A 24,933-nucleotide genomic window follows, 5' to 3' on the forward strand; every position below is an offset into this window, starting at 1 on the left:
GGTTGGGCTGAGCGCAGCGATGCCCAACAACAACACGCCACACGCGCCTCACCGACACCCCACGCAATCGCCCACCGATCCGACCCGCATCCACCCGCAGGTTGGGCTGAGCGCAGCGATGCCCAACAACAACACGCCACACGCGCCTCACCGACACCCCACGCAAACCGCCCACCGATCCGACCCGCATCAACCCGTAGGTTGGGCTGAGCGCAGCGATGCCCAACAACAACGCGTCACACCCCGCCTCACCGACACCCCACGCAAACCGCCCACCGACCCGACCCGCATCAACCCGTAGGTTGGGCTGAGCGCAGCGATGCCCAACAACACACCCGGCCTCGCATCACTGCTGTGCCTGCACCTGGGCTTGCGCCCGCGCGAGCCATTCGCGCATCGTTGCGAGCAGTTCGCTGCGGCTGAACGAGCAAGTGTCCTGCGAAAACAACCGGGCGGATTCAAGCCGCATCAGCAGGCCGTCGAGCACTTCGCGCCACTTCGCCGGCAGGTTTGCGTCTTCGACGCCAAGGCGGCGCCAGGTGGCGATCAGGGCGTCCATGTCGATGCGCCCGGCTTCGAAATCGTCCAGCGAGCTGCCCAATCTTTCGTTCATCTGCACTCTCCGGCACGGCGGCAAAACTACCCCCTGCTTGCAAGACCCTGTGCGCTTGCGCTTACAATCGCGCCCTGTTTGCATTGCAACACGAGTGTAATGCGCAAACCGGGTCTGGACAGGCACGACGTATCTGATCGTTCCGGGAACTGATTCACCGCCCAGGCGGGAAAACGAAAGCAAGCATGAGCATCTACAGCATCGACGACCAGCAGCCCGACATCCATCCTTCCACATGGATCGCGTCCAACGCGACCGTGATCGGCGAGGTCGTGCTGAAGGCCGACAGCAGCGTGTGGTTCGGCGCCGTCATCCGGGCCGACAACGACCGCATCGTCGTGGGCGAACGCAGCAACGTGCAGGACGGAGCGGTGCTCCACATCGACGAGGGTGTGCCGCTGACCATCGGCGACGACGTCACGGTCGGTCACCATGCCATGTTGCACGGCTGCACCATCGGTGACGGGTCGCTGATCGGCATCAAGGCGGTGGTCATGAACCGCGCCGTCGTTGGCCGCAACTGCCTGATCGGCGCCAATGCGCTGATTCCGGAGGGCCGCGTCATTCCCGACCGCTCGCTCGTGGTCGGCTCACCCGGTCGCATCGTGCGCGAACTGAGCGACGATGAAGTGGCGGCGCTCATGTCCGGCTCTGCGCAGTACGTCGACAAGGCACGGCACTATCGGACCGGGCTGAAGGAAGTGCCGCGCGAATAGGCGCAGTCGACCCTGAATCACACTTCAGTTCTGCCAACTGGCGTCGATATTCCCTGAGAACGTCACTCGCGGAGATCGACATGGCCGAACGCACCACCTTCTATTTCACCGGCGCGCACGCCCTGCCCGCCATCATGGTCGCCTTCAACAGCGAAGCGGCCGGACTGGCCGTGCTGGCCTACCTCGCACTGATCGGCGCCGCGCTGCTGTCAGCCATGGGCGACGAACGTCAGCAACCCGGAAACTGCGAAAACCTCGGCGAGCCGATCCGCGTCGATACCGAAGAAGACCGGCCGGTACGTCGCAAGCGCTGACAGACGCCTGCAGCGCGCTGGTTATACTCCCGCACTGATCACATTGCGGGAGTCCTCCATGAAACATTCGTTCTGGCTGCTGCTTGCCGCCACGCTTTCGGTCGCCCAGGCCGCCGACCACACCGCCGTCCAGCGCGCCGGCATCGTGGTTGACCTGAATGCCGAAGCCTCCCGCCTCGCCCCCAATGACCTCGCCCGCGCCCAGGCCTACATCGAAATGGGTGACGCCACGCCGAGCGCGCTGGCGAAGAAGGTCAATGCGGTCATGCAGTCGGCCATCGCCACGACCAAGCCTTACCCGAGTGTGAAGGTGCGCAGCGGCAATACTTCGACCTACCCGGTCTATGGCAAGAACGGCCGCAGCATCGAAAGCTGGCGCATGCGTTCGGAGCTGCTGCTTGAATCGAAGGATCAGGCCGCCATTTCCGAACTGCTGGGCAAGCTGCAGACCCAGCTTGCGGTCGGTCAGCTGACGCTGGAACCGAGTGAAGAAGCTTCGCGGCAGGCCGAGAACGACGCCATCGCCGACGGCATCGCCGCCTTCAACGCGCGCGCGAAGATCGTCGCGGAGTCGCTCGGCAAGTCGTGGCGCATCCTCCACATGAACGTCAATCACACGGGCGGCATGCCGCCGCCGCGTCCGATGCTGATGCGCAGCAAGGCGGGCATTGCCGAAGCGATGGCCGACATGCCGGTCGAAGCCGGAGAGTCGCGTGTGGCGGTGTCGATCAGCGGACAGATCGAGATTGAGCGCCGGTAGTCGCAGGCCCGCTGCCCTCGCGCCGGCCCTTTTGCTGTCGCTGGCGCTGGCCGCGTGCGGCAGCCTGCCGGAGCGGGCTGCGCGGCCGCCGGCAGGCACGCCGGCCGAACAACCCGCTGCAAGACCGACGCCGGCGGGCCGGATACAGCTCGCCGACGACGCACATGCCCAGGACGCGGTGATCTACGCGCTCGGCCTGATCGGCAACCACTACCAGTTCGGCGGCCGCAACCCGGACAGCGGGCTGGACTGCAGCGGCATGGTGAGCTGGATCTACGAACAGGTGGCCGGCGTGCGCCTGCCGCACAACGCGGCCCAGATCGCGAAGATCGCTCGGCCGATTGACCGCAGGGCATTGGCACCCGGCGATCTGGTGTTCTTCAACACCAACGGCACGCCGCATTCGCACATGGGCATCTACGCCGGCGAGGGGCGCTTCATCCACGCACCGAGCACGCGCGGCAAGTATGTACGGACGGACAGGCTGGACAGCGGCTGGTTCGCCGCGCGCATCAGCGGCCTGCGCACGCTCAGGCGCGAAGGGTGATGACGGTCAGGGTCTGTCGTTCGGAATCTGCACGAATACCTCGCCCGGCTTGATCAACCCGAGTTCGGCGCGCGCCCGCTCTTCGACTGCGTCGAAGCCGGTTTTCAGATCCTTCACGTCGGCGTCCAGCGCGGCATTGCGCGCTTCCAGCCGGGTGTTGAGGTCGCGCTGGGCGTCCAGCGCGCGGCCCGCTTCCCAGGCCTGCAGCCATCCGCCCTTGCCGAGCCAGAGCGGATACTGCAGCCCCGCAATCAGCGCCACCAGCAACAAGGCAGGCCAATGGCGCGTCATCGTTACTTGCGCAGGTTGTAGAACGCGGAAGCGCCGGGGTACCACGCCGTGTCACCGAGATCTTCCTCGATGCGCAGCAGCTGGTTGTACTTGGCGATGCGGTCCGAGCGGCTCAGCGAACCGGTCTTGATCTGCATCGCGTTCAGCCCGACCGCGATGTCGGCGATCGTGCTGTCTTCGGTTTCGCCCGAACGATGCGAAATCACCGCGGTGTAGCTTGCGCGCTTGGCCATTTCGACCGCCGCGAAGGTTTCGGTGAGCGTGCCGATCTGGTTGATCTTGATCAGGATGGAATTGGCGATGCCGCGTGAAATGCCTTCCTTCAGGATCTTGGTGTTGGTGACGAACAGGTCGTCGCCGACGATCTGCACGCGGCTGCCCAGACGTTCGGTCAGCAGCTTCCAGCCGTCCCAGTCGTTTTCCGCCATGCCGTCTTCGATGCTGACGATGGGGTACTTGTCGGCCAGCGTCGCGAGGTAATCGACCAGCTGGGCCGACTCCATCGTCAGGCCGGCGCCTTCGAGGTGGTATTTGCCGTTCTTGTAGAACTCGGACGCCGCGCAATCGAGCGCCAGCACGATGTCGGTGCCCGGCTCGTAGCCGGCCGCGCTGACCGCGTCGAGAATCATGTTCAGCGCCTCTTCGGCGCTGCCGACGTTGGGCGCGAAACCACCCTCGTCACCGACCGTGGTCGGGAAACCCTTCTTGTCGGTCAGCTTCTTCAGCGCATGGAAGATTTCAGCGCCGGCGCGCAGTGCCTCGCGGAAGCTCGATGCGCCGACCGGCATGATCATGCATTCCTGGAAATCGAGGCTGTTGTTGGCGTGCGCCCCACCGTTGATGACGTTCATCATCGGCACCGGCATCGCCATGCTGCCGGAGCCGCCGAAGTAGCGGTACAGCGGCAGACCGGCTTCTTCGGCTGCCGCCTTGGCCACCGCCATCGATACCGCCAGCATGGCATTGGCGCCGAGCCGGCCCTTGTTTTCGGTGCCGTCGAGTTCGATCAGCGTACGGTCGATGAAGGCCTGTTCTTCGGCGTCCAGACCGATGATGGCTTCGGAAATTTCAGTATTGACGTTCTCGACCGCGGCCAGCACGCCCTTGCCGAGATAGCGGTCCTTGTCGCCGTCGCGCAGCTCGATCGCTTCGCGCGAACCGGTGGACGCGCCGGACGGCACGGCGGCGCGGCCCATGATGCCGGACTCCAGCAGCACGTCCGCTTCAACGGTGGGATTGCCGCGCGAATCTAGAATTTCGCGCGCGACGACATCGACAATTGCACTCATGGTCGCTGGGTTCCTGGGTAAGAAGACAGATTATGAATAATCGGCGCGCACTCAGGCGAGCGCGGATTCGAGAAAGCCGTGGCGCTTCGTGACCGCGTCGAGGTCGCGCAGCTGCTCGAGCAGCGCGGCCATCATCGGCAATGGCCAGGCGTTCGGGCCATCGGACATGGCCTTGGCCGGATCAGGATGGCTTTCCATGAACAGTCCGGCGATGCCGACCGCCACGGCGGCGCGCGCCAGCACCGGCACGAATTCGCGCTGACCGCCGGATGATGCACCCTGCCCGCCCGGCAGCTGCACCGAGTGGGTGGCGTCGAACACGACCGGGCATGCGGTTTCCCGCATGATGGCCAGTGAACGCATGTCGGACACCAGATTGTTGTAGCCGAAGGACGCGCCGCGCTCGCACACCATGATGGTGTCGGCGCCGCCGTTGGCTTCCTTCGCCTTGGCGACGACATGCTTCATGTCGCCCGGCGCGAGGAACTGGCCCTTTTTGATGTTCACCGGCTTGCCGGTAGCGGCGCAGGCGTGGATGAAGTCCGTCTGGCGGCACAGGAAGGCCGGCGTCTGCAGTACATCGACGTACTGCGCGACGATCGGCGCCTCTTCGGCGGTATGCACGTCGGTCAGCACCGGCACACCCAGTTCGCGCTTCACGTCAGCCAGGATTTCCAGCCCCTTCTGCATGCCCGGGCCACGAAAGCTGGTACCCGAGCTGCGGTTGGCCTTGTCGAACGACGACTTGTAGATGAAGGGAATGCCCAGACGCGCAGTAATTTCCTTCAGCTGGCCGGCGGTATCGAACGCCATGTCGCGCGATTCGATCACGCACGGGCCGGCTATCAGGAAGAAGGGCTTGTCGAGACCGACATCGAATCCGCACAGTTTCATGAAGTCACCTTGCGCGCTGAGCGCTTCACCATGCCACGCGCGTCCTGACGGGCGAGCGCGGCACGGGCGAAGGCGGAAAACAGCGGATGTCCGGCGCGCGGCGTGGACGTGAATTCCGGGTGGAACTGGCAGGCCACGAACCACGGGTGGTCCGGCAGCTCGATCATTTCGCACAGCGGATCGACCGTGTCGAGCGAACGGCCGGACACGCGCAGACCGACCTTTTCAAGCTGTGCCAGATACTGGTTGTTCACTTCGTAGCGGTGGCGATGCCGCTCGATGATCTGTTCAACACCGTAGATTTCGCGCGCCAGGCTGTCTGCTGCGAGATGACAGGTCTGGCCACCAAGACGCATCGTGCCGCCGATGTCCGACGACTCGTCGCGCCGCTCCAGCTTGCCTTCGGCGCTCATCCACTCGGTGATCAGGCCGATCACCGGATGCGGCGTATCGCGCTCGAATTCGGTGCTGTGCGCGCCCGCCAGGCCGGCCACATTGCGGGCGTATTCGACCACCGCCAGTTGCATGCCCAGACAGATGCCCAGATAGGGCACGCCGTTTTCACGCGCATAGCGGATGGCGCCGATCTTGCCTTCGACGCCGCGCCGGCCGAAGCCGCCGGGCACCAGGATGGCGTCCATCGGATCGAGCAGTGCGCGCCCTCCATCGGTCGAGCGCTCGACGGCTTCCGAATCGATGTAGTGGATGTTGATGCGCGAGCGTGTCTGGATGCCTGCGTGGATGAGCGCCTCGGACAGCGACTTGTAGGATTCGGTCAGGTCGACGTACTTGCCGACGAAGGCGATGTCGACATCGCGTTCCGGGTTTTCCAGTGCGTCGATCATGCGCTTCCAGGTGCTCAGGTCGGCCGCGCGCGCCAGGATGTTCAGCTTGTGGCAGACGATTTCGTCCAGCATCTGGTCATGCAGCATGGCCGGAATCTTGTAGATGCTGTCGGCGTCGACCACCGAGATGACGGCTTCGGGCAGCACGTTGGTAAACAGCGCGATCTTGCGGCGCTCTTCATCCGGCACCACGCGGTCGGAGCGGCACAGCAGCACGTCGGGCTGGATGCCGATCTCGCGCAATTCCTTGACCGAGTGCTGGGTCGGCTTGGTTTTCAGCTCGCCGGCCGTCGCGATGTAGGGCACCAGCGTCAGATGGATGAAGCAGGTGTTGCCACGGCCTTCTTCGATGCCCATCTGGCGGATGGCTTCAAGGAATGGCAGCGATTCGATGTCGCCGACCGTGCCGCCGACCTCGATGATGGCGACGTCCGCACCTTCGGCGCCGCGCTTGATGTAGAGCTTTATTTCGTCGGTGATGTGCGGGATGACCTGCACGGTCTTGCCCAGATACTCGCCGCGGCGTTCCTTCTTGATCACCGCCTCGTAGATCTGGCCGGTGGTGAAGTTGTTGCGCTTGCCCATGCGGGCGTGCGTAAAGCGTTCGTAGTGACCCAGATCGAGATCGGTTTCAGCCCCGTCGTCGGTGACGAACACCTCGCCGTGCTGAAACGGGCTCATCGTGCCCGGATCGACGTTGATGTAGGGGTCAAGCTTCAGATGGGTGACACGGATTGACCGCGATTCGAGAATCGCGCCCAGTGACGCGGCTGCGATGCCCTTGCCTAGCGAGGACACCACACCGCCGGTGACGAACACATACTTTGTCATTTATTGCACTGCAGCGGGAAATTCCTAGTTTACCGGAAAAGTCCCGCAGCTTGAAGCCGACCGGCAGGCAAATACGGCCCCGACCGACCTGCCGGGCCGCCCCGCCGATGCGTCAGGGCACGGCGTTTCAGTCTGCTTCGTCAATCCAGGCCAGCTGGATCGCTTCGAGGATCTTTTCGCCGCAGCGCTTCGGGTCGTCATCGAAGCCGGGCAGATCGAGCACCCACTGCATCAGGTCGGTAAAGCGGACGTTGCGCGGATCGACTTCGGGGTGCGTATCGGTCAGCGCAATCGCGATGTCCAGTGTATCGGTCCATTTCATGGTGCTTACCTCTTTCCTTCACTGACCATATTGATCGTATAGCGGGGAATGTCGATCACCAGCGCCTCGCCGGCCACCCCGGCCTGACAGGACAGGCGCGAATTCGGCTCCAGCCCCCAGGCCTTGTCGAGCAGATCTTCTTCGAGGTCTTCGGCCGGGTCGAGACTGCGGAAACCTTCGCGCACCACGACGTGACAGGTCGTGCAGGCGCACGACTTTTCGCACGCGTGTTCGATTTCGATGCCGTTGGCCAGCAGTGCATCACAGATGGTGGTGCCGGGTTCGGCGTCGAACACCGCTCCGTCCGGGCACAGCTCGACATGGGGCAATACGACGATCTGGGTCATTGCACGGTGTTCCGTCAATCAGAGTGATTCGATGCTGCGCCCGGACAGCGCACGCTGGATGCCACGGTTCATGCGGCGGGCGGCGAACTCGTCGGTGGCCCGACCGAGCACTTCGACCGCAGCGCGCAGGGCCGCCGTATCGTCGCCCTCGAGGACCTCGACCAGCGCGCGGACGGCCGTATCGACCGCAGCCCGTTCGGCGCCGTCGAGCAGATCGCCGTCGGCAGCCAGCGCCGTCTGCGTGGCGTCGATCAGGCGCGTGGCGTCCACCTTCTGTTCGGCCAGCGCGCGCGCCGCGATGTCGTCCTGCACATGATCGAAGCCGTCGCGCAGCATGCGCGCCACCTCATCGTCACCCAGACCATAACTGGGTTTGACCTCGATGCGCGCTTCAATGCCAGTGCCCAGTTCGCGCGCAGACACGGCGAGCAGGCCATCGGCGTCCACCTGGAACGACACGCGGATGCGTGCTGCGCCGGCCACCATCGGCGGAATGCCCCGCAACTCGAAGCGGGCCAGCGAGCGGCAGTCGGTAACGCGTTCGCGCTCGCCCTGCAGTACATGGACGGCCATCGCCGTCTGGCCGTCGCGGTAGGTGGTGAATTCCTGCGCGCGCGCGGTCGGTATCGTCGAATTGCGCGGAATGATCTTCTCGACCAGGCCGCCCATTGTTTCCAGACCGAGCGACAGCGGAATGACGTCGAGCAGCAGCCAGTCTTCGCCGGCCGCACGGTTGCCCGCCAGCACATTGGCCTGGATGGCGGCGCCAATGGCCACAACCTTGTCCGGATCGAGATTGGTCAGCGGCACCTGGCCGAAAAACTCACCGACGGCGCGCTGCACCTGAGGCATGCGCGTCGCGCCGCCCACCATGACCACGCCCTTGACGTCCTCGACCGACAAGCCGGCGTCGCGCAGCGCCTTGCGCGTCGGCACCAGCGTCTTGTCGACCAGCGTCTTCGTCATGGCAGCGAACGCTTCGCGCGTGAGGCGCACATCGATTTCGTCGCCCGACGACAGTTTGAGTCCGACATGCACGTCGTCGGCGCCGCTGAGCGCTTCCTTTGCGCGCCGGGCTTCCATATAAAGCGAACGCATGTCTTCGAGACTCGGCGGCCCGATGCGCGACGCTTCGATGAGCCAGCAATAGACGCGGTGGTCGAAATCATCGCCGCCGAGTGCGGCGTCGCCGCTGGTGGCCAGCACCTCGAATACGCCGCGCGACAGCTTAAGGATGGAAATATCGAAAGTACCGCCCCCCAGGTCGTACACCGCGTAGATACCTTCGGACGCGTTGTCCAGGCCATAGGCGATCGCGGCGGCAGTCGGTTCGTTCAGCAGGCGCAGCACGTCGAGGCCGGCCAGCCGCGCAGCGTCCTTCGTGGCCTGGCGTTGCGCATCGTCGAAATACGCCGGTACGGTGATCACTGCGCCGGTCAGCGGCCCGCCGAGGCTGGCTTCTGCCCGCTCGCGCAGCACGCGCAGGATGTCGGCCGACACTTCGACCGGGCTTTTCGCACCCTGTGCGGTACGCAACCGCACCATGCCGGGCGCGTCCTCGAATACATAGGGCATCGACTCGACGTGCGCCACATCGGCAACGCCACGTCCCATGAAGCGCTTGACCGAGGCGATGGTGTTGCGCGGGTCCTGCGCCTGTGCGGCGCGCGCGGCGTGGCCGACCACGGCCGTTCCGTCCGCCAGATAGCGCACCACGGACGGCAACAGCGCACGGCCGTGCTCGTCGTTCAGCACCAGCGGTACGCCATTGCGCACGCTGGCCACCAGTGAATTGGTCGTTCCGAGATCAATGCCAGCAGCCAGCCTGTGCTGGTGCGGCGCGGTGGATTCGCCGGGTTCGGCGATCTGCAGCAGGGCCATCAGTTGTCCAGTGTTTCGTGTGCTTCGGCAATGTCTTCCGCCAGTCGGGCGATGAACATCATGCGGCGCACCGTCGCGGCGGCGCCGACGGTGTCGTGTTCTGCATCCAGCTGCCGGACCAGCAGCTCTTCCGCGTCGCGCCGGGCGTGCCGCAGCATGCGCGCCAGTTCGTCGAGCGCACCGGCATCGCGGGCGTCGCGCGCCTCGTCGAGGGCTTCGCGCCATTCCATCTGCTGCATCAGGAAATCGGCCGGCATCGCGGTGTTGTTTTCCGCCGCCACGTCCACGCCATCCAGTTCGAGCAGATAGCGCGCACGGGTCAGCGGCGTGCGCAGCAGCCGGTAGGCTTCGTTGATGCGTGTCGACCACTGCATCGACAGCCGCCGCTCGGCTTCCGGGCTGCTGGCATGGCGGTCGGGGTGCACCGACGACTGCAGCTCGTGGTAACGCGATTCGAGCGAGCGATCGTCGATGACGAAGCGGCGCGGCAACGCGAACAGCTCGAAGTGGTCGCGACTGAACAGTTCGGCGTCCGGCAGGCCGGGTGCGGGAGCGTCAGGATTCATCGTTCGAGCTTGTCCGTGGCGATCGCCCGCTCAGACATTGAAGCTTTCGCCGCAACCGCACTCGTCCTTGACGTTGGGGTTGTTGAACTTGAACCCTTCGTTCAGGCCTTCGCGCACGAAATCGAGCTCTGTGCCTTCGAGATAGGCCAGACTTTTCGGGTCGATAAGCACCTTCACGCCATAACTTTCGAAAATCAGATCCTCAGGCGTGGTGTCATCGGCGAATTCGAGCTTGTACGCCATGCCGGAACAGCCGCTGGTGCGCACGCCCAGGCGCAGGCCGACGCCGCGGCCGCGCTTGGCGATGTAGTTGCTCACGTGTGTGGCGGCTTTTTCGGTCAGTGTCACGCCCATGTCGTTCTCCCCATGTCGCTTCCCATGTCGCTCTCCTTACGCCGCTTCAGCCGGCGCGGCTGCACCGCCATGCTTCTTGCGGTAGTCGTCGATCGCCGCCTTGATCGCGTCTTCTGCGAGGATGGAGCAGTGAATCTTGACCGGCGGCAGGGCCAGTTCTTCGGCGATAGCGGTGTTCTTGATGGTCATCGCCTCGTCGAGCGTCTTGCCCTTGACCCATTCGGTCACCAGCGAGCTCGATGCGATGGCCGAGCCGCAGCCGTAGGTCTTGAATTTCGCGTCTTCGATGATGCCGTCCGCACCCACCTTGATCTGCAGCTTCATCACGTCGCCACAGGCCGGCGCACCGACCATGCCGGTGCCGACGTCCTCGTCGTCCTTGCCGAACGCGCCGACATTGCGCGGGTTTTCGTAGTGATCCAGCAGTTTTTCGCTATAGGCCATAACAGTTCTCCTTCAGTCGCCGTGCACGCGCAATCAGTGGTGGGCCCACTGGACGCTATTCAAATCAACACCTTCCTGCACCATTTCCCACAGTGGCGACAACTCGCGCAACTTGCCGATCTTGCGGTGCAGCAGGTCTATCGTGAAATCGATTTCCTCTTCGGTCGTGAAGCGGCCGATCGAGAAGCGGATCGAGCTGTGCGCCAGTTCGTCTTCGCGGCCCAGCGCGCGCAGTACGTAGGACGGCTCGAGACTGGCCGACGTACAGGCCGAGCCGGACGACACGGCGACGTCCTTGATCGCCATGATCAGCGACTCGCCTTCGACATAGGCAAAACTGATGTTCAGGTTGTGCGGCACGCGCGCTTCGAGATCGCCATTGACGAAGGTCGCCTCGATGTCCGACAGGCCCTTCAGCAGGCGGTCGCGCAGCATGCGCACGCGCTCGTTCTCGGCGCCCATCTCTTCGCGCGCGATGCGGAAGGCTTCGCCCATGCCGACGATCTGGTGCGTCGCCAACGTGCCCGAGCGCATGCCGCGTTCGTGACCGCCGCCGTGCATCTGCGCTTCGAGGCGGATGCGCGGCTTGCGCCGCACGTATAGCGCGCCGATGCCCTTGGGGCCGTAGGTCTTGTGCGCGCAGAACGACATCAGGTCGACCTTCAGCTTGTCGAGATCGATGACCACCTTGCCGGTCGCCTGCGCTGCATCGACGTGGAAGATGATGCCCTTGTCGCGGCAGATTTCACCCAATTCGGCGATCGGCTGGATGACACCGATCTCGTTGTTCACGAACATGATGGATACCAGCACGGTGTCCGGGCGCAGCGCCGCCTTGAACGCATCCATGTCAATCAGGCCATTGGGCAGCGGATCGAGATAGGTCGCTTCGAAGCCCTCGCGTTCCAGTTCGCGGAAGGTATCGAGCACCGCCTTGTGTTCGGTGCGCAGCGTGATGATGTGCTTGCCCTTGCCGGAATAGAAATGCGCCGCGCCCTTGATGGCGAGGTAGTTCGATTCGGTGGCACCCGAAGTCCAGACAATTTCCTTCGGGTCGGCATTCACCAGACGGGCGACCTGATCGCGCGCTTCTTCCACGGCCGCTTCGGTTTCCCAGCCATAGGCGTGGCTGCGCGAAGCCGGATTACCGAAGTGCTCGGTCAGGTAAGGAATCATCTTGGCCGCGACGCGCGGGTCGACCGGCGTCGTCGCCGAGTAGTCGAGATAGATCGGAAATTTCAGCATTCAGGTTGCTCCTTCGGGTTCTTCATTACGCTTCAGCCATCGCCCGCAGACCGCGGAGTTGATCCGCCACCTGCGCGAGCGCGCTGCAAAAATCATCGACATCCTGCATCTTCGTCATCGCGCCGGTGCTCACGCGCACCGCACCACGGGCCTGTTCGGGCGGCACGCCCATTGCGGTCAGCGTGCGCGACGGCTCGGGTGATGCGCTCGAGCAGGCCGAACCACTGGCCACTGCGAAGCCTGCGCGGTCGAGCTTGCCGACCAGCGTTTCGCCGTCGATGTGATCGAGCGCGAAGTAGCAGGTGTTCGGCAGACGCAGCGCCTGCGCTCCGAATACCGTGCCGCCGAGCGCCAGCACGCAGCGTTCGAGGCGTTCGCGCTGTGCGTCGAGCTGTTCGCGTCGTGCAGTCGACTGCGTCATCGCCAACTCGCAGGCACGGCCGAAACCGACGATCGCCGCGATGTTTTCGGTGCCGGAACGCAGGCCGTGTTCGTGACCGCCACCGGCGATGAGTGGCTCGATATCGACCCGCTTGTCCAGAATCAGCGCGCCCGCACCCTGCGGGCCACCGATCTTGTGCGCTGACAGTGTCATCGCCGACACGCCCAGCGCACGGAAATCGACGGCGATCTTGCCCAGCGCCTGCACCGCATCGGTATGCAGCCAGCCGCCGGCGCGGCGCACCTGCGCTGCCAGCGTCGAAACGTCCTGCAGCACGCCTGTTTCATTATTGGCGAGCATGACCGATACCAACGCCGCCTGGCCATCGAAGCCGTCGACCTGCACCCTGCCCTGCGCATCGACCGGCAGTTCCTGCAGCGTCCAGCCGCGGCGCACCAGCTGGCGTGCCGGCTCGCGCACACAGGGGTGCTCGATCGCCGAAATCGCGATCACGCCTGGCTTGAGCCGCGCCGCGGCACCCTTTATGAACAGATTGTTCGCTTCCGAGCCACCGCTGGTAAACACCACCTCGGTCGGATGCGCATTCACGGCGGCCGCTACCTGAGCCCGTGCCTCATCGATCGCCCGGCGCGCAGCGCGGCCGTATTCGTGCCGGCTCGACGCGTTGCCGAAGCGCGCGCCCAGCCAGGGCAGCATCGCTTCGCGGACTGCGTCGGCGAGCGGCGTGCTGGCGTTGTGATCGAGATAGACCGGTGCAAACATGATCAGAGCTGCACCCGCACCATTTCGGACACACCCGGGCGCACCGCGTGATCGTGCACCACAACGCGATGGGTCGTCTTGTCGCGCTGCTGCACCATCAGATCGTGCAGATTCACCGAATCGAGGTAGTCGTACATGCGCCGGCTCAGGCTCGACCACAGGTCGTGCGTCATGCAGCGATGTTCGTCCAGACAGTTTTCCTTGCCGCCGCATTGCGTGGCGTCCAGCGGTTCGTCGACCGCGGTGATGATCTGGGCGACCGTAATTTTGCGCGCGTCACGCGCCAGGCAGTAGCCACCGCCCGGCCCGCGTACGCTGGCCACCAGTTCCTGGCGACGCAGCTTGCCGAACAGCTGTTCGAGATAGGACAGGCTGATGCGCTGGCGCTCGGCCACGCCGGCCAGCGTCACCGGGCCATTGTCCTGGCGAAGTGCCAGATCCAGCATCGCGGTGACGGCGAAGCGGCCTTTGGTCGTCAATCTCATGAAGCGATCTCCTCGATGGAGTGACTCGGGGAAGGCACGATTGGGCTCACGATTGAACACACAATCCAATTCCCGATCAATTCAGTCGACTTTATAATTCCCGACAAGTTCAGTCAACAATTAGGCCTGATCTTGTCCAGATCGACGTGCGAGTGATCCGCCATTTCCTCGCGCGCCTCGTCGTCGAGCTTGACGCCTGCCCGTTCCAGCTTTTCCATCAGGCAGGCGATCCGCCGGTCGTTCTCCAGTGCGTGATCGACCAGCGCAGTGAGCGCCTTGGCCATCGGGTCTTCCATGTCGCGGGTGACACCGTAGGCGGTGAAGCCGGCTTGTTCCGCGCGCCGCTTCTTCTCGTCATCGGCACCCGGCTCGCTGGCTTCGATGATGCGCGCCGGATTGCCCACCGCGGTCGCTCCGGCCGGAACGGGCTTCACGACGACTGCGCAGGAACCGATCTTGGCGCCGTCACCGACCTCAAACCCGCCCAGCACCTGGGCGCCGGCGCCGATCACGACGCCGCGACCGAGTGTGGGGTGACGCTTGGCGCCGCGATACAAAGAGGTGCCGCCCAGCGTCACGCCTTGATAGATCGTGCAATCGTCACCGATGACCGCGGTTTCACCCACCACCACACCCATGCCGTGATCGATGAACACGCGCCGGCCGATCGACGCACCCGGGTGAATTTCGATGCCGGTCAGCACGCGGGCGATGTGCGATATGAAGCGCCCCAGCCAGTGCAGGCCTGCGCCCCAGCAGGCGTGCGCCATGCGGTGCAGGATCAGCGCATGGATGCCCGGGTAGCAGGTGAGGACTTCGAATGACGAACGTGCGGCGGGGTCGCGTGCGAGCACGCTGGCAATGTCTTCGCGCAGATGGTGGAACATCCTTTTTCCCTATGAAACGCAGGTGGCGTTCGCGGTCAGTTGAAACCCGACGATTTTAGTCGGTTTTTGTGCACCTGCGTCAGGGTCCGTCCATCGTCCGACGTGGCCACATGCGGAACCACTGCCGTAGATGCAACAGCGCCGACTGCAACCGACCTATCCGTTCGACCCCGGGCGCTTCTTCGGAATGCCGCCGATTGCTTTCAGCGCGCCCATCAGCAAATGAAGTTCTTCCGCCTCGACCTGAGTGCGACCGAACAGACGGCGCAGACGCGGCATCGCGCGGCCCGGATTGACCCGGTCGAGAAAGCCTGCGTCGAGCATCAGCTGTTCGAGCAGCGCGTACAGGCTTTCCAGCCCCTCGTGGCTGGCCAGCACCGGCGCTTCGCTGACGGCAGCCGGTGTGGCGGCAACGGCCACGCGCAATTCGTGGCACATGATCTGGGCCGCCGCCGCCACATTCAGCGAACGGTAGGTGTCGCTGGTCGAAATGGTGACCGGCAGCGAGCACATCGCCACTTCTTCATTGGTGAGCCCTGAACTTTCAGTACCGAACACCAGTGCCACCTCGGCGTCGCCGGCGGCCAGCAGCGTCGCAAGTTCAGTCGCTGCCGACCTGACGTCGCGCACCGGCAGCGCCATTTCACGCCGGCGCGCAGTCAGCGCCGCCTGCGCAACGGTGCCGGCCAGCGCGGCTTCGATCGTATCGACCACCACTGCGCGGTCCAGCACATCGGTCGCGCCGGAACTCATCGCGACCGCTTCGTCGTGTGGAAAGTGCTTCGGATTGACCAGATAGAGCCGCGACAGGCCCATCACCTTCATCGCCCGCGCGCAGGCGCCGATATTGCCGGGATGGGTGGTATGCGACATGACCACGCGCACCCGGTCAAGGGCGGCGTGACGATCGGAAGGGGGAACAAGGGTATCCATCGGGAGTGGGGTCAGAGGTGAATTCCGGTGCGGGCCTCGAATTAAATCGCAACAGCCCCTAAAATGCTCGGCTTTCCCGCCGACTTGCGGACCGCACGGTCCGCGCACAGACACCTCCCATGCATCCGACGCTCACCACCGCCGTCAAGGCCGCCCGCCGCGCAGGCCAGATCATCACCCGCGCCAGCCAGGATGTAGACCTGCTGAAAGTCAGCAGCAAGCGCCAGAACGACTTCGTCACCGAAGTCGACCGCGCGGCCGAAGATGCCATCATCGGCATCCTGCGCGAAGCCTATCCGGACCACGCCATCCTGGCCGAAGAGAGCGGCGCGTCCGGAGAGTCGGAGTACCGCTGGATCATCGATCCGCTCGACGGCACGACCAACTTCATCCACGGCATGCCCCAGTACGCGGTGTCGATCGCGCTCGAGCACCGGGGCCTGATGCAGTCGGCCGTCGTGTTTGACCCGGTGCGCAATGAGCTGTTCACTGCCAGCCGCGGCCGCGGCGCGTTCCTGAACGACCGCCGCATCCGCGTATCGCGCCGCGCCAAGCTGGGCGAAGCACTGATCGGCACCGGCTTTCCGTACCGCGTGTGGGATCACGTCGATGCCTATCTGGGCATGTTCAAGGACCTGATGGAAAAAACCTCCGGCCTGCGCCGCCCGGGCGCTGCCGCGCTCGACCTGGCCTATGTTGCCTGCGGCCGGTTCGACGGCTTCTTCGAAATCGGCCTGTCGCCGTGGGACATCGCTGGAGGTGCCCTGCTGGTGACCGAAGCCGGCGGTCTGGTCGGCAATCTGACCGGTGAAACCGGCTATCTGGACAGCGGCAATCTGGTCGCCTCCACGCCGCGCATCTTCCCGGCCCTGCTGGCCGCGATCGAGCCGCACCTGACGGACGCACTGCGCAGCTGACCGCGGGCCGCCCGTGGCGGCAGCGGTCGCGAACGAGTATTCTTACCAGATCCCGATCGATCAGCGCCAGGTACGACCATGACAAGCACTGCCATGCTGTCCAGCAAATTCCAGATTTCCATCCCCAAGGCCGTGCGCGAGGCGCAGCAATGGGAAGCCGGGCAGGAATTTGTGTTCATTCCGAAAGGCAAGGGCGTGCTGTTGATGCCGGTACCCGATGCGACTCAGCTGGCCGGCATCGCGCGGGGCGCGTCCAGCGAGGACACGCGCGACCGCGAGGACCGCTATTGATGTCGGCCGCCGCGTGCGTGGTCGATACCTCGGCGTGGATCGAGTGGCTCATCGGCAGCGACCTCGGCGAAATCATCGGCAAGGAACTACCGGAGCGCCCGCAGTGCATCGTCCCCACCATCGTGCAGCTTGAACTGTCGAAATGGCTGATGCGCGAAGTCGGCGACGACAAGGCCGACCAGGTCATCGCCTACACGCAGAAATGCGTCGTCGCACCGCTCGACACGCGCATCGCCCTGCTCGCGGCGGACCTGCATCGCGCGCATCGGCTCGCCACGGCCGATGCCATCGTGTATGCCACGGCGCGCGAATACAAGGCTGACCTGATCACGTGCGACCGGCACTTCGACGGGCTGCCGGGCGTGCGGCTTTTTCCAAAAGCGGGCTGAACGTCAAAAATGAATTCATCGAACGGCCTGCCCCAGATTGATCCGTCGCACACACCGATGATGCAGCAGTATCTCGGCTTCAAGCGGCAGCACCCCGATCTGCTGGTGTTCTACCGGATGGGGGATTTCTACGAGCTGTTCTTCGAGGACGCGATCCGCGCCGCGCGGCTGCTCGACATCACGCAGACCCATCGCGGCCAGTCGGCCGGCCAGCCGATTCCGATGGCGGGCGTGCCCTTTCACGCGCTCGAGCAGTACCTGGCGCGGCTGGTGAAGATGGGCGAGTCGGTGGTCATCGTCGAACAGATCGGCGACCCTGCGACGTCCAAGGGACCGGTCGAGCGCGCGATTGCGCGCATCGTCACGCCGGGCACGCTGACCGACGCCAGCCTGCTCGACGAGCGCGCCGATTCGCTGCTGATGGCGCTGCATGTCGAGCGCGCCCGGGCCGGTGTGGCATGGCTCAATCTGGCCAGCGGCGAACTGAAACTGACCGAAGTCGCCGCCAATGTGCTGCCATCGCTGCTCGACCGGCTGCGCCCGGCCGAACTGCTGGTGGCCGACAGCGGCACGGCACCGGACGGCAGTTGGGCCGTCACGTCGCGCAGCGCCTGGCAGTTCGACGCGGGCGAAGCCACGCGCCTGCTCTGCGAACACTTCGGCAGTCGCGATCTGGCCGCCTTCGACGTGGTCGAGGTGCCGATCGCGCTGGCCGCCTGTGGTGCGCTGTTCAGCTACGCGCAGGCGACACAGCAGCGCGCGCTGGCACACGTGACGACACTCGCCGTCGAACACGATTCGGCCTGGCTGCGCATGGACGCCGCCACCCGCCGCAATCTCGAACTGACCGAAACGCTGCGCGGCGAAACCTCCCCCACGCTGCTGTCGCTGCTCGACAGCTGCGCCACCTCGATGGGGTCGCGCTGGCTGCGCCGCTGCCTGCACCACCCGCTGCGCGAACGCGCGCAGGCCGAGGCGCGGCACCAGGCGGTCGATGCACTGCGAACCGACACAACCGCCGATTCGTTGCACGACGCGCTGCGCGGGCTGGCCGACATCGAGCGCATCGGCGCGCGCATCGCGCTGCGCACCGCGCGGCCGCGCGATCTGTCCAGCCTGCGCGACAGTCTGGCGCGCCTGGACGACATCGCCGCCGCCGTGCCGCTGGATGGCGGCCTGCTCGATGACGCGCGCGCCACGCTGGCGCAGCCACTTGACGCCGCCGCCCTGCTCGCCCGCGCCATCATGGACGAGCCGGCATCGCAACTGCGCGACGGCCGCGTCATGCGCGCCGGCTTCGACACCGAACTGGACGAGCTGCGCGGCCTGCAGGACAACTGCGGCGAATTCCTGCTCGCACTGGAAGCACGCGAGCGCAGCCGCACCGGCATCGCCAACCTCAAGGTCGAATACAACCGCGTACACGGCTTCTATATAGAGGTGACGAACGCCCATGTCGAACGCATCCCGGACGACTACCGGCGCCGGCAGACGCTGAAGAACGCCGAGCGCTACATCACGCCGGAGCTGAAAACCTTCGAGGACCGCGCACTGTCGGCCGCCGAACGCGCCACCTCGCGCGAAAAGCACCTGTACGAACAACTGCTGGACGCACTCGCCCCGGATCTGCCGGCACTCGGCGACATCGCCCGTGCGCTGGCGCTGCTCGACGGACTGCTCGCCTTCGCGCGCGCGGCGCAGCGCCACGACTATTGCCGGCCGCAGTTCGTCGACGAACCCGAAATCACGATCGTGCGCGGGCGCCACCCGGTGGTCGAACAACAGGTCGACAGCTTCATCGCCAACGACACGGCCATGCATGACGCGCGGCGCATGCTGCTGATCACCGGCCCGAACATGGGCGGCAAGTCGACCTATATGCGCCAGGTCGCACTGATCGCGCTGATGGCACACTGCGGCTGCCCGGTGCCGGCGCAGTCGGCGCGACTCGGCCCGCTCGATGCGATCCACACCCGCATCGGGGCATCCGACGACCTGGCCTCCGGCCGTTCGACCTTCATGGTCGAAATGACCGAAGCGGCCGGCATCCTGCATGGCGCGACCGAGCGCAGCCTGGTGCTGATGGACGAAATCGGCCGCGGCACCTCGACTTTCGACGGCGTCGCACTCGCCCAGTCCATCGCCCGCCATCTGCTGACGCGCAACCGCAGCTGGACGCTGTTCGCCACCCACTACTTCGAACTGACGCAGCTCGCGCAGAGCCATCCGAGCTGCGCCAACATGCACCTGGACGCGGTCGAGCACGGCAAGCGCATCGTGTTCCTGCATGCCATCGAAGAGGGTCCGGCGTCGCAGTCATATGGCATTGAAGTGGCGGCGCTCGCCGGGGTGCCCGGCACGGTGATCCGCGACGCGCGCCGCGCACTGCAGCAGCTCGAAGCCAGCCGCATCAGCGCCGGCCCGCAGGCCGACCTGTTCGCCCCTGCTGCCCCACCGCCGGAACCGGCCACTCACGCCGCGGTCGATGCGCTGGCCGCGCTCGACCCCGACAGCCTGAGCCCGCGCGAAGCACTCGATGCACTCTATGCGCTGAAGAAGCTGGTACAGGAGAGTTGAGATCGTCTGGTGCGGAAGTTCCCCGCATCCGCAGCACCACCTGACCACCAAGGAAACGAACACAACATGACTTACGCAATCATCTGGATCATCACCGCGCTGCTGCTCGGCCTCTGGACCTTGCTCACCTGGACGGCAGACGCCGTGCTCACGTGGCCGGGCTGGAGCGCCGACACGTTGGCGACCTGGCCGGGCTGGGTGGTGAGCCTGCAGCCGCCGGTGTGGCTGGCGCCCTGGCTGCCCGAAGTCTGGCTGGAGTCGGCGCGCCAAACCCTGCTCGACTGGGGGCCGACAATACAGGCGTCGCTGCAGCAGATTCCCGACCTGACCGGCTGGCTGAGCGCCATCGTGTGGGCAATCTGGCTGGTCGGTGCCGTCGGCTTCCTGCTGATGGGGCTCGCCGCCAGCGCGATCGCGCGCATGCTGCTGCCGCGCAAACCCGAGCCGGCAGGCTGACCTTCGGAACCGCTCAGGCGCGGTCCATTCTTGCAGCGACCGCTTCCGGATTCCACGATGACATGAAGCGAAGCACCTCTGCGCCTTCGACCGGCCGGCTGACCAGAAAGCCCTGCATCAGCGCGCAGCCTCGGCTGCGCAGCAGCCGGGCTTCGTCGACGTTCTCGACCCCCTCCGCGACGGCCGTCATCTTGAGGGCGCGCGACATGGCGAGAATGGTGTCGACCAGCACCTGCGCCTCGCTGTCGCTGGCCAGATCACGCACGAAACTTCGATCGATCTTGAGCGTGTCGAACGGGAAGCGGCGGATATAGCTGAGCGCCGAGTATCCGGTGCCGAAATCGTCCAGCGCGATCAGAAAGCCTTCGCTGCGCAGGATGTTGAGCGTGGCGACGGCCTCTTCCGTATTGTCCATCAGCACCGATTCGGTGATTTCGAGCTCGACACGATGCGGTTCCAGTCCCGCGGTCGCCGTGCGTACCTGATCGATGAAATGACTCAGCCCGAGCTGCACAGCCGACACATTGATCGAGACGCGCAGCCCGGACGGCCAGCCTGCGGCCTGCCGGCAGGCTTCGGTCAGCACCCACTCACCGATGACCGGCATCAGGCCGCACGCCTCGGCGATCGGAATGAATTCAGCGGGTGACACGTCGCCCCGTTCCGGGTGATGCCAGCGCAGCAGCGCTTCGAAGCCACTGACGACCCAGGTGTCGAGAGACACCTGGGGTTGAAACACAAGCCGCATTTCGCCGCGCTGCACGGCGCCCTGCAGCGCGCTCTGGATGTCGCTGCGGCGCTGCGCCAGCTCGGCCATCGAGCCGTCGAAGAAACAATATCGGCTGCCACCGCCGTGCTTGGCCGCATACAGCGCAAGGTCCGCACGCTTGAGCAGTACATCGACATCGGTGCCATCGTGCGGCGCAAGCGCCACACCGATGCTGGTGCGCACGGTCAGGCGCTGTTCGTGGATATCACAGGGGGTCTTGAGCCCTTCGAGCAGCCGGTCAAGCTGCATGCGCACGGTGTCGGCACCGGCGACGCCGCGCAGCAGGATCGCAAATTCATCGCCACCGAGCCGGGCCACCGTGTCCGAGCGTCGGGTGTAAAACAGCAGCCGCTGCGCAAACGCCTGCAGGAACAGGTCGCCCGATGCATGACCCAGCGTGTCGTTCACATCCTTGAACCCGTCCAGATCGAGGCAGATCACGGCTAACGGCTGCATCGCTGTCGGGTGCGACGCGAGGTGAGCGGCCAGTTCGTCGTGGAACTGGTTGCGGTTGACCAGGCCGGTCAGGGCGTCGTTGTGCGCCAGCCACGCAAGACGTCGGTTGATCGTCTGATTCTCGGTCACGTCCGCGGCCACGCCGCGCCAACCTGTCAGCTGGCCATGATCATCGAGCAGCGGGCGCGCACTGAGCGACCAGCACCGGTAACCCGATGCATTGCTGAGCGGGAGCAGCAGGTCCCGAAACGGCGCGCCGCGCGCAAAGGTGCGATAGACGACACGCCAGGCCGCACGCATATCGTTCGACACGCTTGCCATCGGTTTCAGGGTGATGGCTGCATGCGTGCTTCGCAGATCGTCAGCCAGCGTGGATAACGCTGTTTCAAGCCGTGGCGACACATGAACGAAGCGCCAGTTGGCATCAAGTTCCCACAACAGGTCGCTGGCATGATTTTCGAAGTCGCGGAGCAACAGTCCGATCACCTCGTTCTGACGATCTGCACGCGCCTCGGCAGTCAAGCGTGCGCCAAGTGTGCGGGCTGCCGCCCACGAGCTGAAGATGACCATGACGCAGTAGATGAGGAGCATCAGCGCGAGGCCACCTGCGTGGCTGTGGTTCTCGACCGCCACTGCGATCGCCGCCCCCGCACCGAGAATGAGCACGTATGCAGTCGCTGCGAATGGAACGCTCGACAGCGCAAAGGCGCCGGCGCCGAGCATGCCGCAGGTCACCATGGCCACGAACAGACGCAGATTCGGATCGGGTACGCCATACAGCGCAATCGGCATCATGGCCCAGGCCAGCGAAAGCGCGCTGGCCTGGGCCACGACATGTCGTATCGCCCGCCTGGACGCGCTCTGCCGTGCCGGGCGAGACTGTGACTTGAGCCAGCCGTGAAGGCCGAACGCAGCGATGGCCGAAATCACCGCCGCCCAGGTCACGAGGAATACGTGCGACGCCGCTGACCAGGTTGCCATGCAGACGATGGCGGCGTTGATCACGTTGATCACCATCGCCATCGGCGTGTAGCGCAGGAGCGCCTCGATCTGGCGCGCCCTGAAGCGGGCGGCGGTCGCTTCGTCGACGTCGTAGGCGCGGAAGAACTCGCGCGCGGCGCGCATCACACGCGGCATGCCCATGAATCGGCAGAGCCTGCCCGGCAGGGGCGTGACGCGATCTGTCTGCCGCGACACGACTGCGCCAGGCAGGTTCGGCCTTTGCTGGAAATCAGACACGAGGAGCGGGTATCGACAGCCGGGCGGCGTGCCGACCGGACACCGTCGGCGACCTGCAACTGTCGTGTACCTTGCCCACGACAGAACGGCTTGCCCGGACGCCCGGGCGGTGGCACTTGAAGTCCGAAATCTTCATGCATGATCGAAAGGACAGTGGATTCAAGTGCTTCGGCACGCGAGGTGCGAACTTGAGCGCTGGACCGTCAAGCAATGTAACGCGCTCCACACGACCGTATCGATCGGCGGGCTACGTCGTCACCGCAGGCGGACGCGGGTGCAGCGGCATCACGTGCACCAGGGCTGAATCGAGACGCACGGCCAGCCGGTCGCCGTTGGCGATGCGCTGGCGTTGCGGCCCGGCCAGCGTGATGCGCAGACTGATCTGCGGATTGCGCTCCAGCGTGAGCGATGCGAGCGTGATTTCGCCCAGATGGCGGGCGTCGCTCACCCGCGCGTCCAGTGTCTGACCGCTGCCATCGGCGCCGAGCAGGATGCCGTCACCCGGCACGACCCAGTTCACCGGCTGGCCCGGCTTGATCTTTCCCTTGTCGCGCACTTCGAGCAGCATGGCTTCGCCCTCCCCCTCGCCACCAGACTCGGTCACCCACTTCAGCAAGCCCCAGCCGGCGCGACCCGACGGCCCCACCCAGACGCCCTGGAAACGGTTGTGCATGCCCACCAGATCAGCCACACGCGCATTGCGCGGCGCCCGGTGGATGTGCTCGGGCGGCCCCTCCTGCAGTACCGCGCCGGCATCCATCACCACCAGACGGTCGGCCAGCAGGCGCGCCTCGTTCAGGTCATGGGTCACCAGCAGGATCGGGATGTCGAGGTCGCTGCGCAACTGGGCCAGCAAGCGGTACAGCCCCTGCCGGCTCATCTGGTCGACCGCTGAAAACGGTTCGTCGAGCAGCAGCAGCTTCGGTTCGCGGGCCAGCGCACGCGCCACCGCCACACGCTGCTGCTGGCCACCCGACAGCGTGCCCGGCCGCCGCTGTTGCTGCTCGCCGGACAGGCGTACATGGTCCAGCCAGCGCCGGGCCTGAGCGTCGCGCTCGGCCGCCGGCAGATGCAGCATGGCCAGTGCGACGTTGTCGGCTGCGCTCAGATGCGGCATCAATGCGTAGTTCTGGAACACCAGTCCGACATGCCGACGCTGTGGCGGCAGGAAGACGCCCTGATCACTGTCGCACCACAGCTGCCCGCCGACCTCGATGAGGCCGCGCTGCGGGCGCATCAGCCCGGCCAGTACGCGCAGCATCGACGTCTTGCCAGCGCCCGATGGTCCGACCAGTGCGAGCAGTTCGCCGGCCGCGCACTCGAAGCGGCCGCGCAGCGGCATCGGTTCGCTCTGATCGATATCGACGCGCAAGGCGCGCCGGGCATCGCCCCCGCCGCTCATCGTCTGGCCACCAGTCTGGCCGACGCGAAGAACGACGCCGCCACCGCCCCGAGCGACAACAGCAGCAGCAGCAACGCCATGCGGTCGGCACCGGCGAGGTCAAACGACTGTACGCGGTCATAGATGGAAATGGCCACCGTCTTGGTTTCGCCCGGAATGCTGCCGCCCATCATCAGCACCACGCCGAATTCGCCCAGCGTATGGACAAAGGTGAGCACCATCGCCGACAGGATGCCCGGCCAGGCCAGCGGCAGTTCAACGCGCCAGAAGGTCTGCCAGCCGCTCAGCCCGCAAACAGCCGCCGCTTCGGCGAGGTTCCCGGGTATCGCTTCGAATGCGCGCTGCACCGGCTGCACGATGAATGGAATGTTGAATACCAGCGATGCAATCAACAGGCCGGCGAAGTTGAAGGTCAGCCTGACATCGAAGCTGTCGAGCAGCCAGCGCCCCAGCGGCGAGCCGGCGCCGAGCGACACCAGAAGGTAGTAACCCAGCACCGTCGGCGGCAGCACCAGCGGCAGCACGACGAACGCTTCGACCCACGCCTTGCCGTAAAAGCGTGTCCGCGCCAGCCAGCGCCCGGCCAGTACGCCGAATGGCAACAGCACCAGCAGCGTCACCGCTGCAAGTTCGATCGACAGCGAAAAGGCCTGCCAGTCCATGTCAGCCCCGGTTTGCGGACCAGCAGGCTGGCGTCAGCCGCGGTGA

Annotated in this window: 28 protein-coding genes; 9 read left to right on the forward strand and 19 right to left on the reverse strand. The window is 65.3% G+C overall.

What is annotated here, in order from left to right:
• Positions 1-346: 346 nt before the first annotated feature.
• Entirely contained in the window at positions 347-613 is a 267-nt protein-coding gene (locus Q8R75_RS14285) for a hypothetical protein (RefSeq protein WP_305614839.1), read from the reverse strand.
• Between the two features lie 185 nt (positions 614-798).
• Between Q8R75_RS14285 and Q8R75_RS14290 the strand changes: the two genes are divergently transcribed.
• The 4 genes from Q8R75_RS14290 to Q8R75_RS14305 all read left to right on the forward strand — a co-directional run bounded on the left by Q8R75_RS14290 (position 799) and on the right by Q8R75_RS14305 (position 2,950).
• Complete coding sequence (locus Q8R75_RS14290; RefSeq protein WP_305614840.1) at positions 799-1,329, forward strand: gamma carbonic anhydrase family protein; 531 nt, start codon at positions 799-801, stop codon at positions 1,327-1,329.
• Positions 1,330-1,409: 80 nt separating this feature from the next.
• Entirely contained in the window at positions 1,410-1,643 is a 234-nt protein-coding gene (locus Q8R75_RS14295) for a hypothetical protein (protein WP_305614841.1), read from the forward strand.
• 58 nt (positions 1,644-1,701) lie between these two features.
• Positions 1,702-2,403 carry an SIMPL domain-containing protein gene (locus tag Q8R75_RS14300; RefSeq protein WP_305614842.1) on the forward strand — a complete coding sequence of 234 codons (702 nt, stop codon included), beginning with the start codon at positions 1,702-1,704 and terminating at the stop codon, positions 2,401-2,403.
• The gene (locus Q8R75_RS14305; protein WP_305614843.1) at positions 2,390-2,950 is read left to right on the forward strand and encodes a C40 family peptidase; all 561 of its coding nucleotides are present in this window, start codon (positions 2,390-2,392) and stop codon (positions 2,948-2,950) included. The genes Q8R75_RS14300 and Q8R75_RS14305 overlap by 14 nt, the downstream gene beginning before the upstream one ends.
• Before the next feature lie 6 nt (positions 2,951-2,956).
• Here the strand turns inward: Q8R75_RS14305 and ftsB are convergent, their stop codons facing one another.
• The 15 genes from ftsB to Q8R75_RS14380 form a co-directional block, all read right to left on the reverse strand.
• Positions 2,957-3,241 carry a cell division protein FtsB gene (ftsB, locus tag Q8R75_RS14310; protein WP_305614844.1) on the reverse strand — a complete coding sequence of 95 codons (285 nt, stop codon included), beginning with the start codon at positions 3,239-3,241 and terminating at the stop codon, positions 2,957-2,959.
• A 2-nt stretch (positions 3,242-3,243) separates the two neighbouring features.
• Positions 3,244-4,530, reverse strand: coding sequence for a phosphopyruvate hydratase (eno, locus tag Q8R75_RS14315; protein ID WP_305614845.1), 1,287 nt, complete (start codon positions 4,528-4,530; stop codon positions 3,244-3,246).
• 51 nt (positions 4,531-4,581) lie between these two features.
• Complete coding sequence (kdsA, locus tag Q8R75_RS14320; protein WP_305614846.1) at positions 4,582-5,424, reverse strand: 3-deoxy-8-phosphooctulonate synthase; 843 nt, start codon at positions 5,422-5,424, stop codon at positions 4,582-4,584.
• Positions 5,421-7,100, reverse strand: coding sequence for a CTP synthase (locus Q8R75_RS14325; RefSeq protein WP_305663774.1), 1,680 nt, complete (start codon positions 7,098-7,100; stop codon positions 5,421-5,423). Before Q8R75_RS14325 ends, kdsA begins: the two co-directional genes overlap by 4 nt.
• Positions 7,101-7,227: 127 nt before the next feature.
• A complete protein-coding gene (gene iscX, locus Q8R75_RS14330) occupies positions 7,228-7,422 on the reverse strand; it encodes a Fe-S cluster assembly protein IscX (RefSeq protein WP_305613911.1) in 195 nt (64 codons plus the stop codon).
• A gap of 5 nt (positions 7,423-7,427) precedes the next feature.
• Entirely contained in the window at positions 7,428-7,769 is a 342-nt protein-coding gene (fdx, locus tag Q8R75_RS14335) for an ISC system 2Fe-2S type ferredoxin (protein WP_305613910.1), read from the reverse strand.
• A gap of 18 nt (positions 7,770-7,787) precedes the next feature.
• Positions 7,788-9,650, reverse strand: coding sequence for a Fe-S protein assembly chaperone HscA (hscA, locus tag Q8R75_RS14340; protein WP_305626813.1), 1,863 nt, complete (start codon positions 9,648-9,650; stop codon positions 7,788-7,790).
• The gene (hscB, locus tag Q8R75_RS14345; RefSeq protein ID WP_305614460.1) at positions 9,650-10,216 is read right to left on the reverse strand and encodes a Fe-S protein assembly co-chaperone HscB; all 567 of its coding nucleotides are present in this window, start codon (positions 10,214-10,216) and stop codon (positions 9,650-9,652) included. Before hscB ends, hscA begins: the two co-directional genes overlap by 1 nt.
• A 30-nt stretch (positions 10,217-10,246) precedes the next feature.
• Positions 10,247-10,570: an iron-sulfur cluster assembly protein IscA gene (gene iscA / locus Q8R75_RS14350; protein ID WP_305614459.1), complete on the reverse strand. Its 324-nt coding sequence runs from the start codon at positions 10,568-10,570 to the stop codon at positions 10,247-10,249.
• Between the two features lie 36 nt (positions 10,571-10,606).
• Complete coding sequence (iscU, locus tag Q8R75_RS14355; RefSeq protein WP_305614458.1) at positions 10,607-11,014, reverse strand: Fe-S cluster assembly scaffold IscU; 408 nt, start codon at positions 11,012-11,014, stop codon at positions 10,607-10,609.
• 33 nt (positions 11,015-11,047) lie between these two features.
• The gene (locus Q8R75_RS14360) at positions 11,048-12,259 is read right to left on the reverse strand and encodes an IscS subfamily cysteine desulfurase (RefSeq protein ID WP_305663775.1); all 1,212 of its coding nucleotides are present in this window, start codon (positions 12,257-12,259) and stop codon (positions 11,048-11,050) included.
• A 25-nt stretch (positions 12,260-12,284) separates the two neighbouring features.
• On the reverse strand, positions 12,285-13,424 hold the full coding sequence (locus Q8R75_RS14365; protein WP_305626816.1) for a cysteine desulfurase family protein: 1,140 nt from the start codon (positions 13,422-13,424) through the stop codon (positions 12,285-12,287).
• 2 nt (positions 13,425-13,426) lie between these two features.
• Complete coding sequence (gene iscR / locus Q8R75_RS14370) at positions 13,427-13,909, reverse strand: Fe-S cluster assembly transcriptional regulator IscR (protein WP_305626818.1); 483 nt, start codon at positions 13,907-13,909, stop codon at positions 13,427-13,429.
• Positions 13,910-14,022: 113 nt separating this feature from the next.
• Positions 14,023-14,796, reverse strand: coding sequence for a serine O-acetyltransferase (gene cysE, locus Q8R75_RS14375; RefSeq protein WP_305614762.1), 774 nt, complete (start codon positions 14,794-14,796; stop codon positions 14,023-14,025).
• 156 nt (positions 14,797-14,952) lie between these two features.
• Positions 14,953-15,729 carry an RNA methyltransferase gene (locus Q8R75_RS14380; protein ID WP_305614763.1) on the reverse strand — a complete coding sequence of 259 codons (777 nt, stop codon included), beginning with the start codon at positions 15,727-15,729 and terminating at the stop codon, positions 14,953-14,955.
• Positions 15,730-15,848: 119 nt separating this feature from the next.
• Here Q8R75_RS14380 and Q8R75_RS14385 point away from each other — a divergent pair, with 119 nt between their 5' ends.
• The 5 genes from Q8R75_RS14385 to Q8R75_RS14405 all read left to right on the forward strand — a co-directional run bounded on the left by Q8R75_RS14385 (position 15,849) and on the right by Q8R75_RS14405 (position 20,359).
• On the forward strand, positions 15,849-16,646 hold the full coding sequence (locus Q8R75_RS14385; RefSeq protein WP_305614764.1) for an inositol monophosphatase family protein: 798 nt from the start codon (positions 15,849-15,851) through the stop codon (positions 16,644-16,646).
• A 78-nt stretch (positions 16,647-16,724) separates the two neighbouring features.
• Positions 16,725-16,937: an AbrB/MazE/SpoVT family DNA-binding domain-containing protein gene (locus tag Q8R75_RS14390; RefSeq protein ID WP_305614765.1), complete on the forward strand. Its 213-nt coding sequence runs from the start codon at positions 16,725-16,727 to the stop codon at positions 16,935-16,937.
• Complete coding sequence (locus Q8R75_RS14395; RefSeq protein ID WP_305614766.1) at positions 16,937-17,326, forward strand: type II toxin-antitoxin system VapC family toxin; 390 nt, start codon at positions 16,937-16,939, stop codon at positions 17,324-17,326. The genes Q8R75_RS14390 and Q8R75_RS14395 overlap by 1 nt, the downstream gene beginning before the upstream one ends.
• Before the next feature lie 9 nt (positions 17,327-17,335).
• A complete protein-coding gene (mutS, locus tag Q8R75_RS14400; protein ID WP_305614767.1) occupies positions 17,336-19,903 on the forward strand; it encodes a DNA mismatch repair protein MutS in 2,568 nt (855 codons plus the stop codon).
• 66 nt (positions 19,904-19,969) lie between these two features.
• Entirely contained in the window at positions 19,970-20,359 is a 390-nt protein-coding gene (locus Q8R75_RS14405) for a hypothetical protein (RefSeq protein WP_305614768.1), read from the forward strand.
• A gap of 13 nt (positions 20,360-20,372) precedes the next feature.
• Here the strand turns inward: Q8R75_RS14405 and Q8R75_RS14410 are convergent, their stop codons facing one another.
• The 3 genes from Q8R75_RS14410 to modB form a co-directional block, all read right to left on the reverse strand.
• Positions 20,373-22,727, reverse strand: a complete 2,355-nt coding sequence (locus Q8R75_RS14410; protein ID WP_305614769.1) for an EAL domain-containing protein — start codon at positions 22,725-22,727, stop codon at positions 20,373-20,375.
• 343 nt (positions 22,728-23,070) lie between these two features.
• On the reverse strand, positions 23,071-24,225 hold the full coding sequence (locus Q8R75_RS14415) for an ABC transporter ATP-binding protein (RefSeq protein WP_305614770.1): 1,155 nt from the start codon (positions 24,223-24,225) through the stop codon (positions 23,071-23,073).
• The gene (gene modB, locus Q8R75_RS14420; RefSeq protein WP_305614771.1) at positions 24,222-24,887 is read right to left on the reverse strand and encodes a molybdate ABC transporter permease subunit; all 666 of its coding nucleotides are present in this window, start codon (positions 24,885-24,887) and stop codon (positions 24,222-24,224) included. The genes Q8R75_RS14415 and modB overlap by 4 nt, the downstream gene beginning before the upstream one ends.
• Positions 24,888-24,933: the final 46 nt, after the last annotated feature.

Origin of the sequence: Methyloversatilis sp. (assembly GCF_030696805.1) — a bacterium.
Taxonomy (GTDB): Bacteria; Pseudomonadota; Gammaproteobacteria; order Burkholderiales; family Rhodocyclaceae; genus Methyloversatilis.

What these genes read in the sequence shown, in the direction of transcription:
- Q8R75_RS14285 (WP_305614839.1), bottom strand. Translation starts at nt 613, where the DNA reads ATGAACGAAAGATTGGGCAGCTCGCTGGACGATTTCGAAGCCGGGCGC.
- Q8R75_RS14290 (WP_305614840.1), top strand. Translation starts at nt 799, where the DNA reads ATGAGCATCTACAGCATCGACGACCAGCAGCCCGACATCCATCCTTCC.
- Q8R75_RS14295 (WP_305614841.1), top strand. Translation starts at nt 1,410, where the DNA reads ATGGCCGAACGCACCACCTTCTATTTCACCGGCGCGCACGCCCTGCCC.
- Q8R75_RS14300 (WP_305614842.1), top strand. Translation starts at nt 1,702, where the DNA reads ATGAAACATTCGTTCTGGCTGCTGCTTGCCGCCACGCTTTCGGTCGCC.
- ftsB (WP_305614844.1), bottom strand. Translation starts at nt 3,241, where the DNA reads ATGACGCGCCATTGGCCTGCCTTGTTGCTGGTGGCGCTGATTGCGGGG.
- eno (WP_305614845.1), bottom strand. Translation starts at nt 4,530, where the DNA reads ATGAGTGCAATTGTCGATGTCGTCGCGCGCGAAATTCTAGATTCGCGC.
- kdsA (WP_305614846.1), bottom strand. Translation starts at nt 5,424, where the DNA reads ATGAAACTGTGCGGATTCGATGTCGGTCTCGACAAGCCCTTCTTCCTG.
- Q8R75_RS14325 (WP_305663774.1), bottom strand. Translation starts at nt 7,100, where the DNA reads ATGACAAAGTATGTGTTCGTCACCGGCGGTGTGGTGTCCTCGCTAGGC.
- iscX (WP_305613911.1), bottom strand. Translation starts at nt 7,422, where the DNA reads ATGAAATGGACCGATACACTGGACATCGCGATTGCGCTGACCGATACG.
- fdx (WP_305613910.1), bottom strand. Translation starts at nt 7,769, where the DNA reads ATGACCCAGATCGTCGTATTGCCCCATGTCGAGCTGTGCCCGGACGGA.
- hscA (WP_305626813.1), bottom strand. Translation starts at nt 9,650, where the DNA reads ATGGCCCTGCTGCAGATCGCCGAACCCGGCGAATCCACCGCGCCGCAC.
- hscB (WP_305614460.1), bottom strand. Translation starts at nt 10,216, where the DNA reads ATGAATCCTGACGCTCCCGCACCCGGCCTGCCGGACGCCGAACTGTTC.
- iscA (WP_305614459.1), bottom strand. Translation starts at nt 10,570, where the DNA reads ATGGGCGTGACACTGACCGAAAAAGCCGCCACACACGTGAGCAACTAC.
- iscU (WP_305614458.1), bottom strand. Translation starts at nt 11,014, where the DNA reads ATGGCCTATAGCGAAAAACTGCTGGATCACTACGAAAACCCGCGCAAT.
- Q8R75_RS14360 (WP_305663775.1), bottom strand. Translation starts at nt 12,259, where the DNA reads ATGCTGAAATTTCCGATCTATCTCGACTACTCGGCGACGACGCCGGTC.
- Q8R75_RS14365 (WP_305626816.1), bottom strand. Translation starts at nt 13,424, where the DNA reads ATGTTTGCACCGGTCTATCTCGATCACAACGCCAGCACGCCGCTCGCC.
- iscR (WP_305626818.1), bottom strand. Translation starts at nt 13,909, where the DNA reads ATGAGATTGACGACCAAAGGCCGCTTCGCCGTCACCGCGATGCTGGAT.
- cysE (WP_305614762.1), bottom strand. Translation starts at nt 14,796, where the DNA reads ATGTTCCACCATCTGCGCGAAGACATTGCCAGCGTGCTCGCACGCGAC.
- Q8R75_RS14380 (WP_305614763.1), bottom strand. Translation starts at nt 15,729, where the DNA reads ATGGATACCCTTGTTCCCCCTTCCGATCGTCACGCCGCCCTTGACCGG.
- Q8R75_RS14385 (WP_305614764.1), top strand. Translation starts at nt 15,849, where the DNA reads ATGCATCCGACGCTCACCACCGCCGTCAAGGCCGCCCGCCGCGCAGGC.
- Q8R75_RS14390 (WP_305614765.1), top strand. Translation starts at nt 16,725, where the DNA reads ATGACAAGCACTGCCATGCTGTCCAGCAAATTCCAGATTTCCATCCCC.
- Q8R75_RS14395 (WP_305614766.1), top strand. Translation starts at nt 16,937, where the DNA reads ATGTCGGCCGCCGCGTGCGTGGTCGATACCTCGGCGTGGATCGAGTGG.
- mutS (WP_305614767.1), top strand. Translation starts at nt 17,336, where the DNA reads ATGAATTCATCGAACGGCCTGCCCCAGATTGATCCGTCGCACACACCG.
- Q8R75_RS14405 (WP_305614768.1), top strand. Translation starts at nt 19,970, where the DNA reads ATGACTTACGCAATCATCTGGATCATCACCGCGCTGCTGCTCGGCCTC.
- Q8R75_RS14410 (WP_305614769.1), bottom strand. Translation starts at nt 22,727, where the DNA reads ATGGGCATGCCGCGTGTGATGCGCGCCGCGCGCGAGTTCTTCCGCGCC.
- Q8R75_RS14415 (WP_305614770.1), bottom strand. Translation starts at nt 24,225, where the DNA reads ATGAGCGGCGGGGGCGATGCCCGGCGCGCCTTGCGCGTCGATATCGAT.
- modB (WP_305614771.1), bottom strand. Translation starts at nt 24,887, where the DNA reads ATGGACTGGCAGGCCTTTTCGCTGTCGATCGAACTTGCAGCGGTGACG.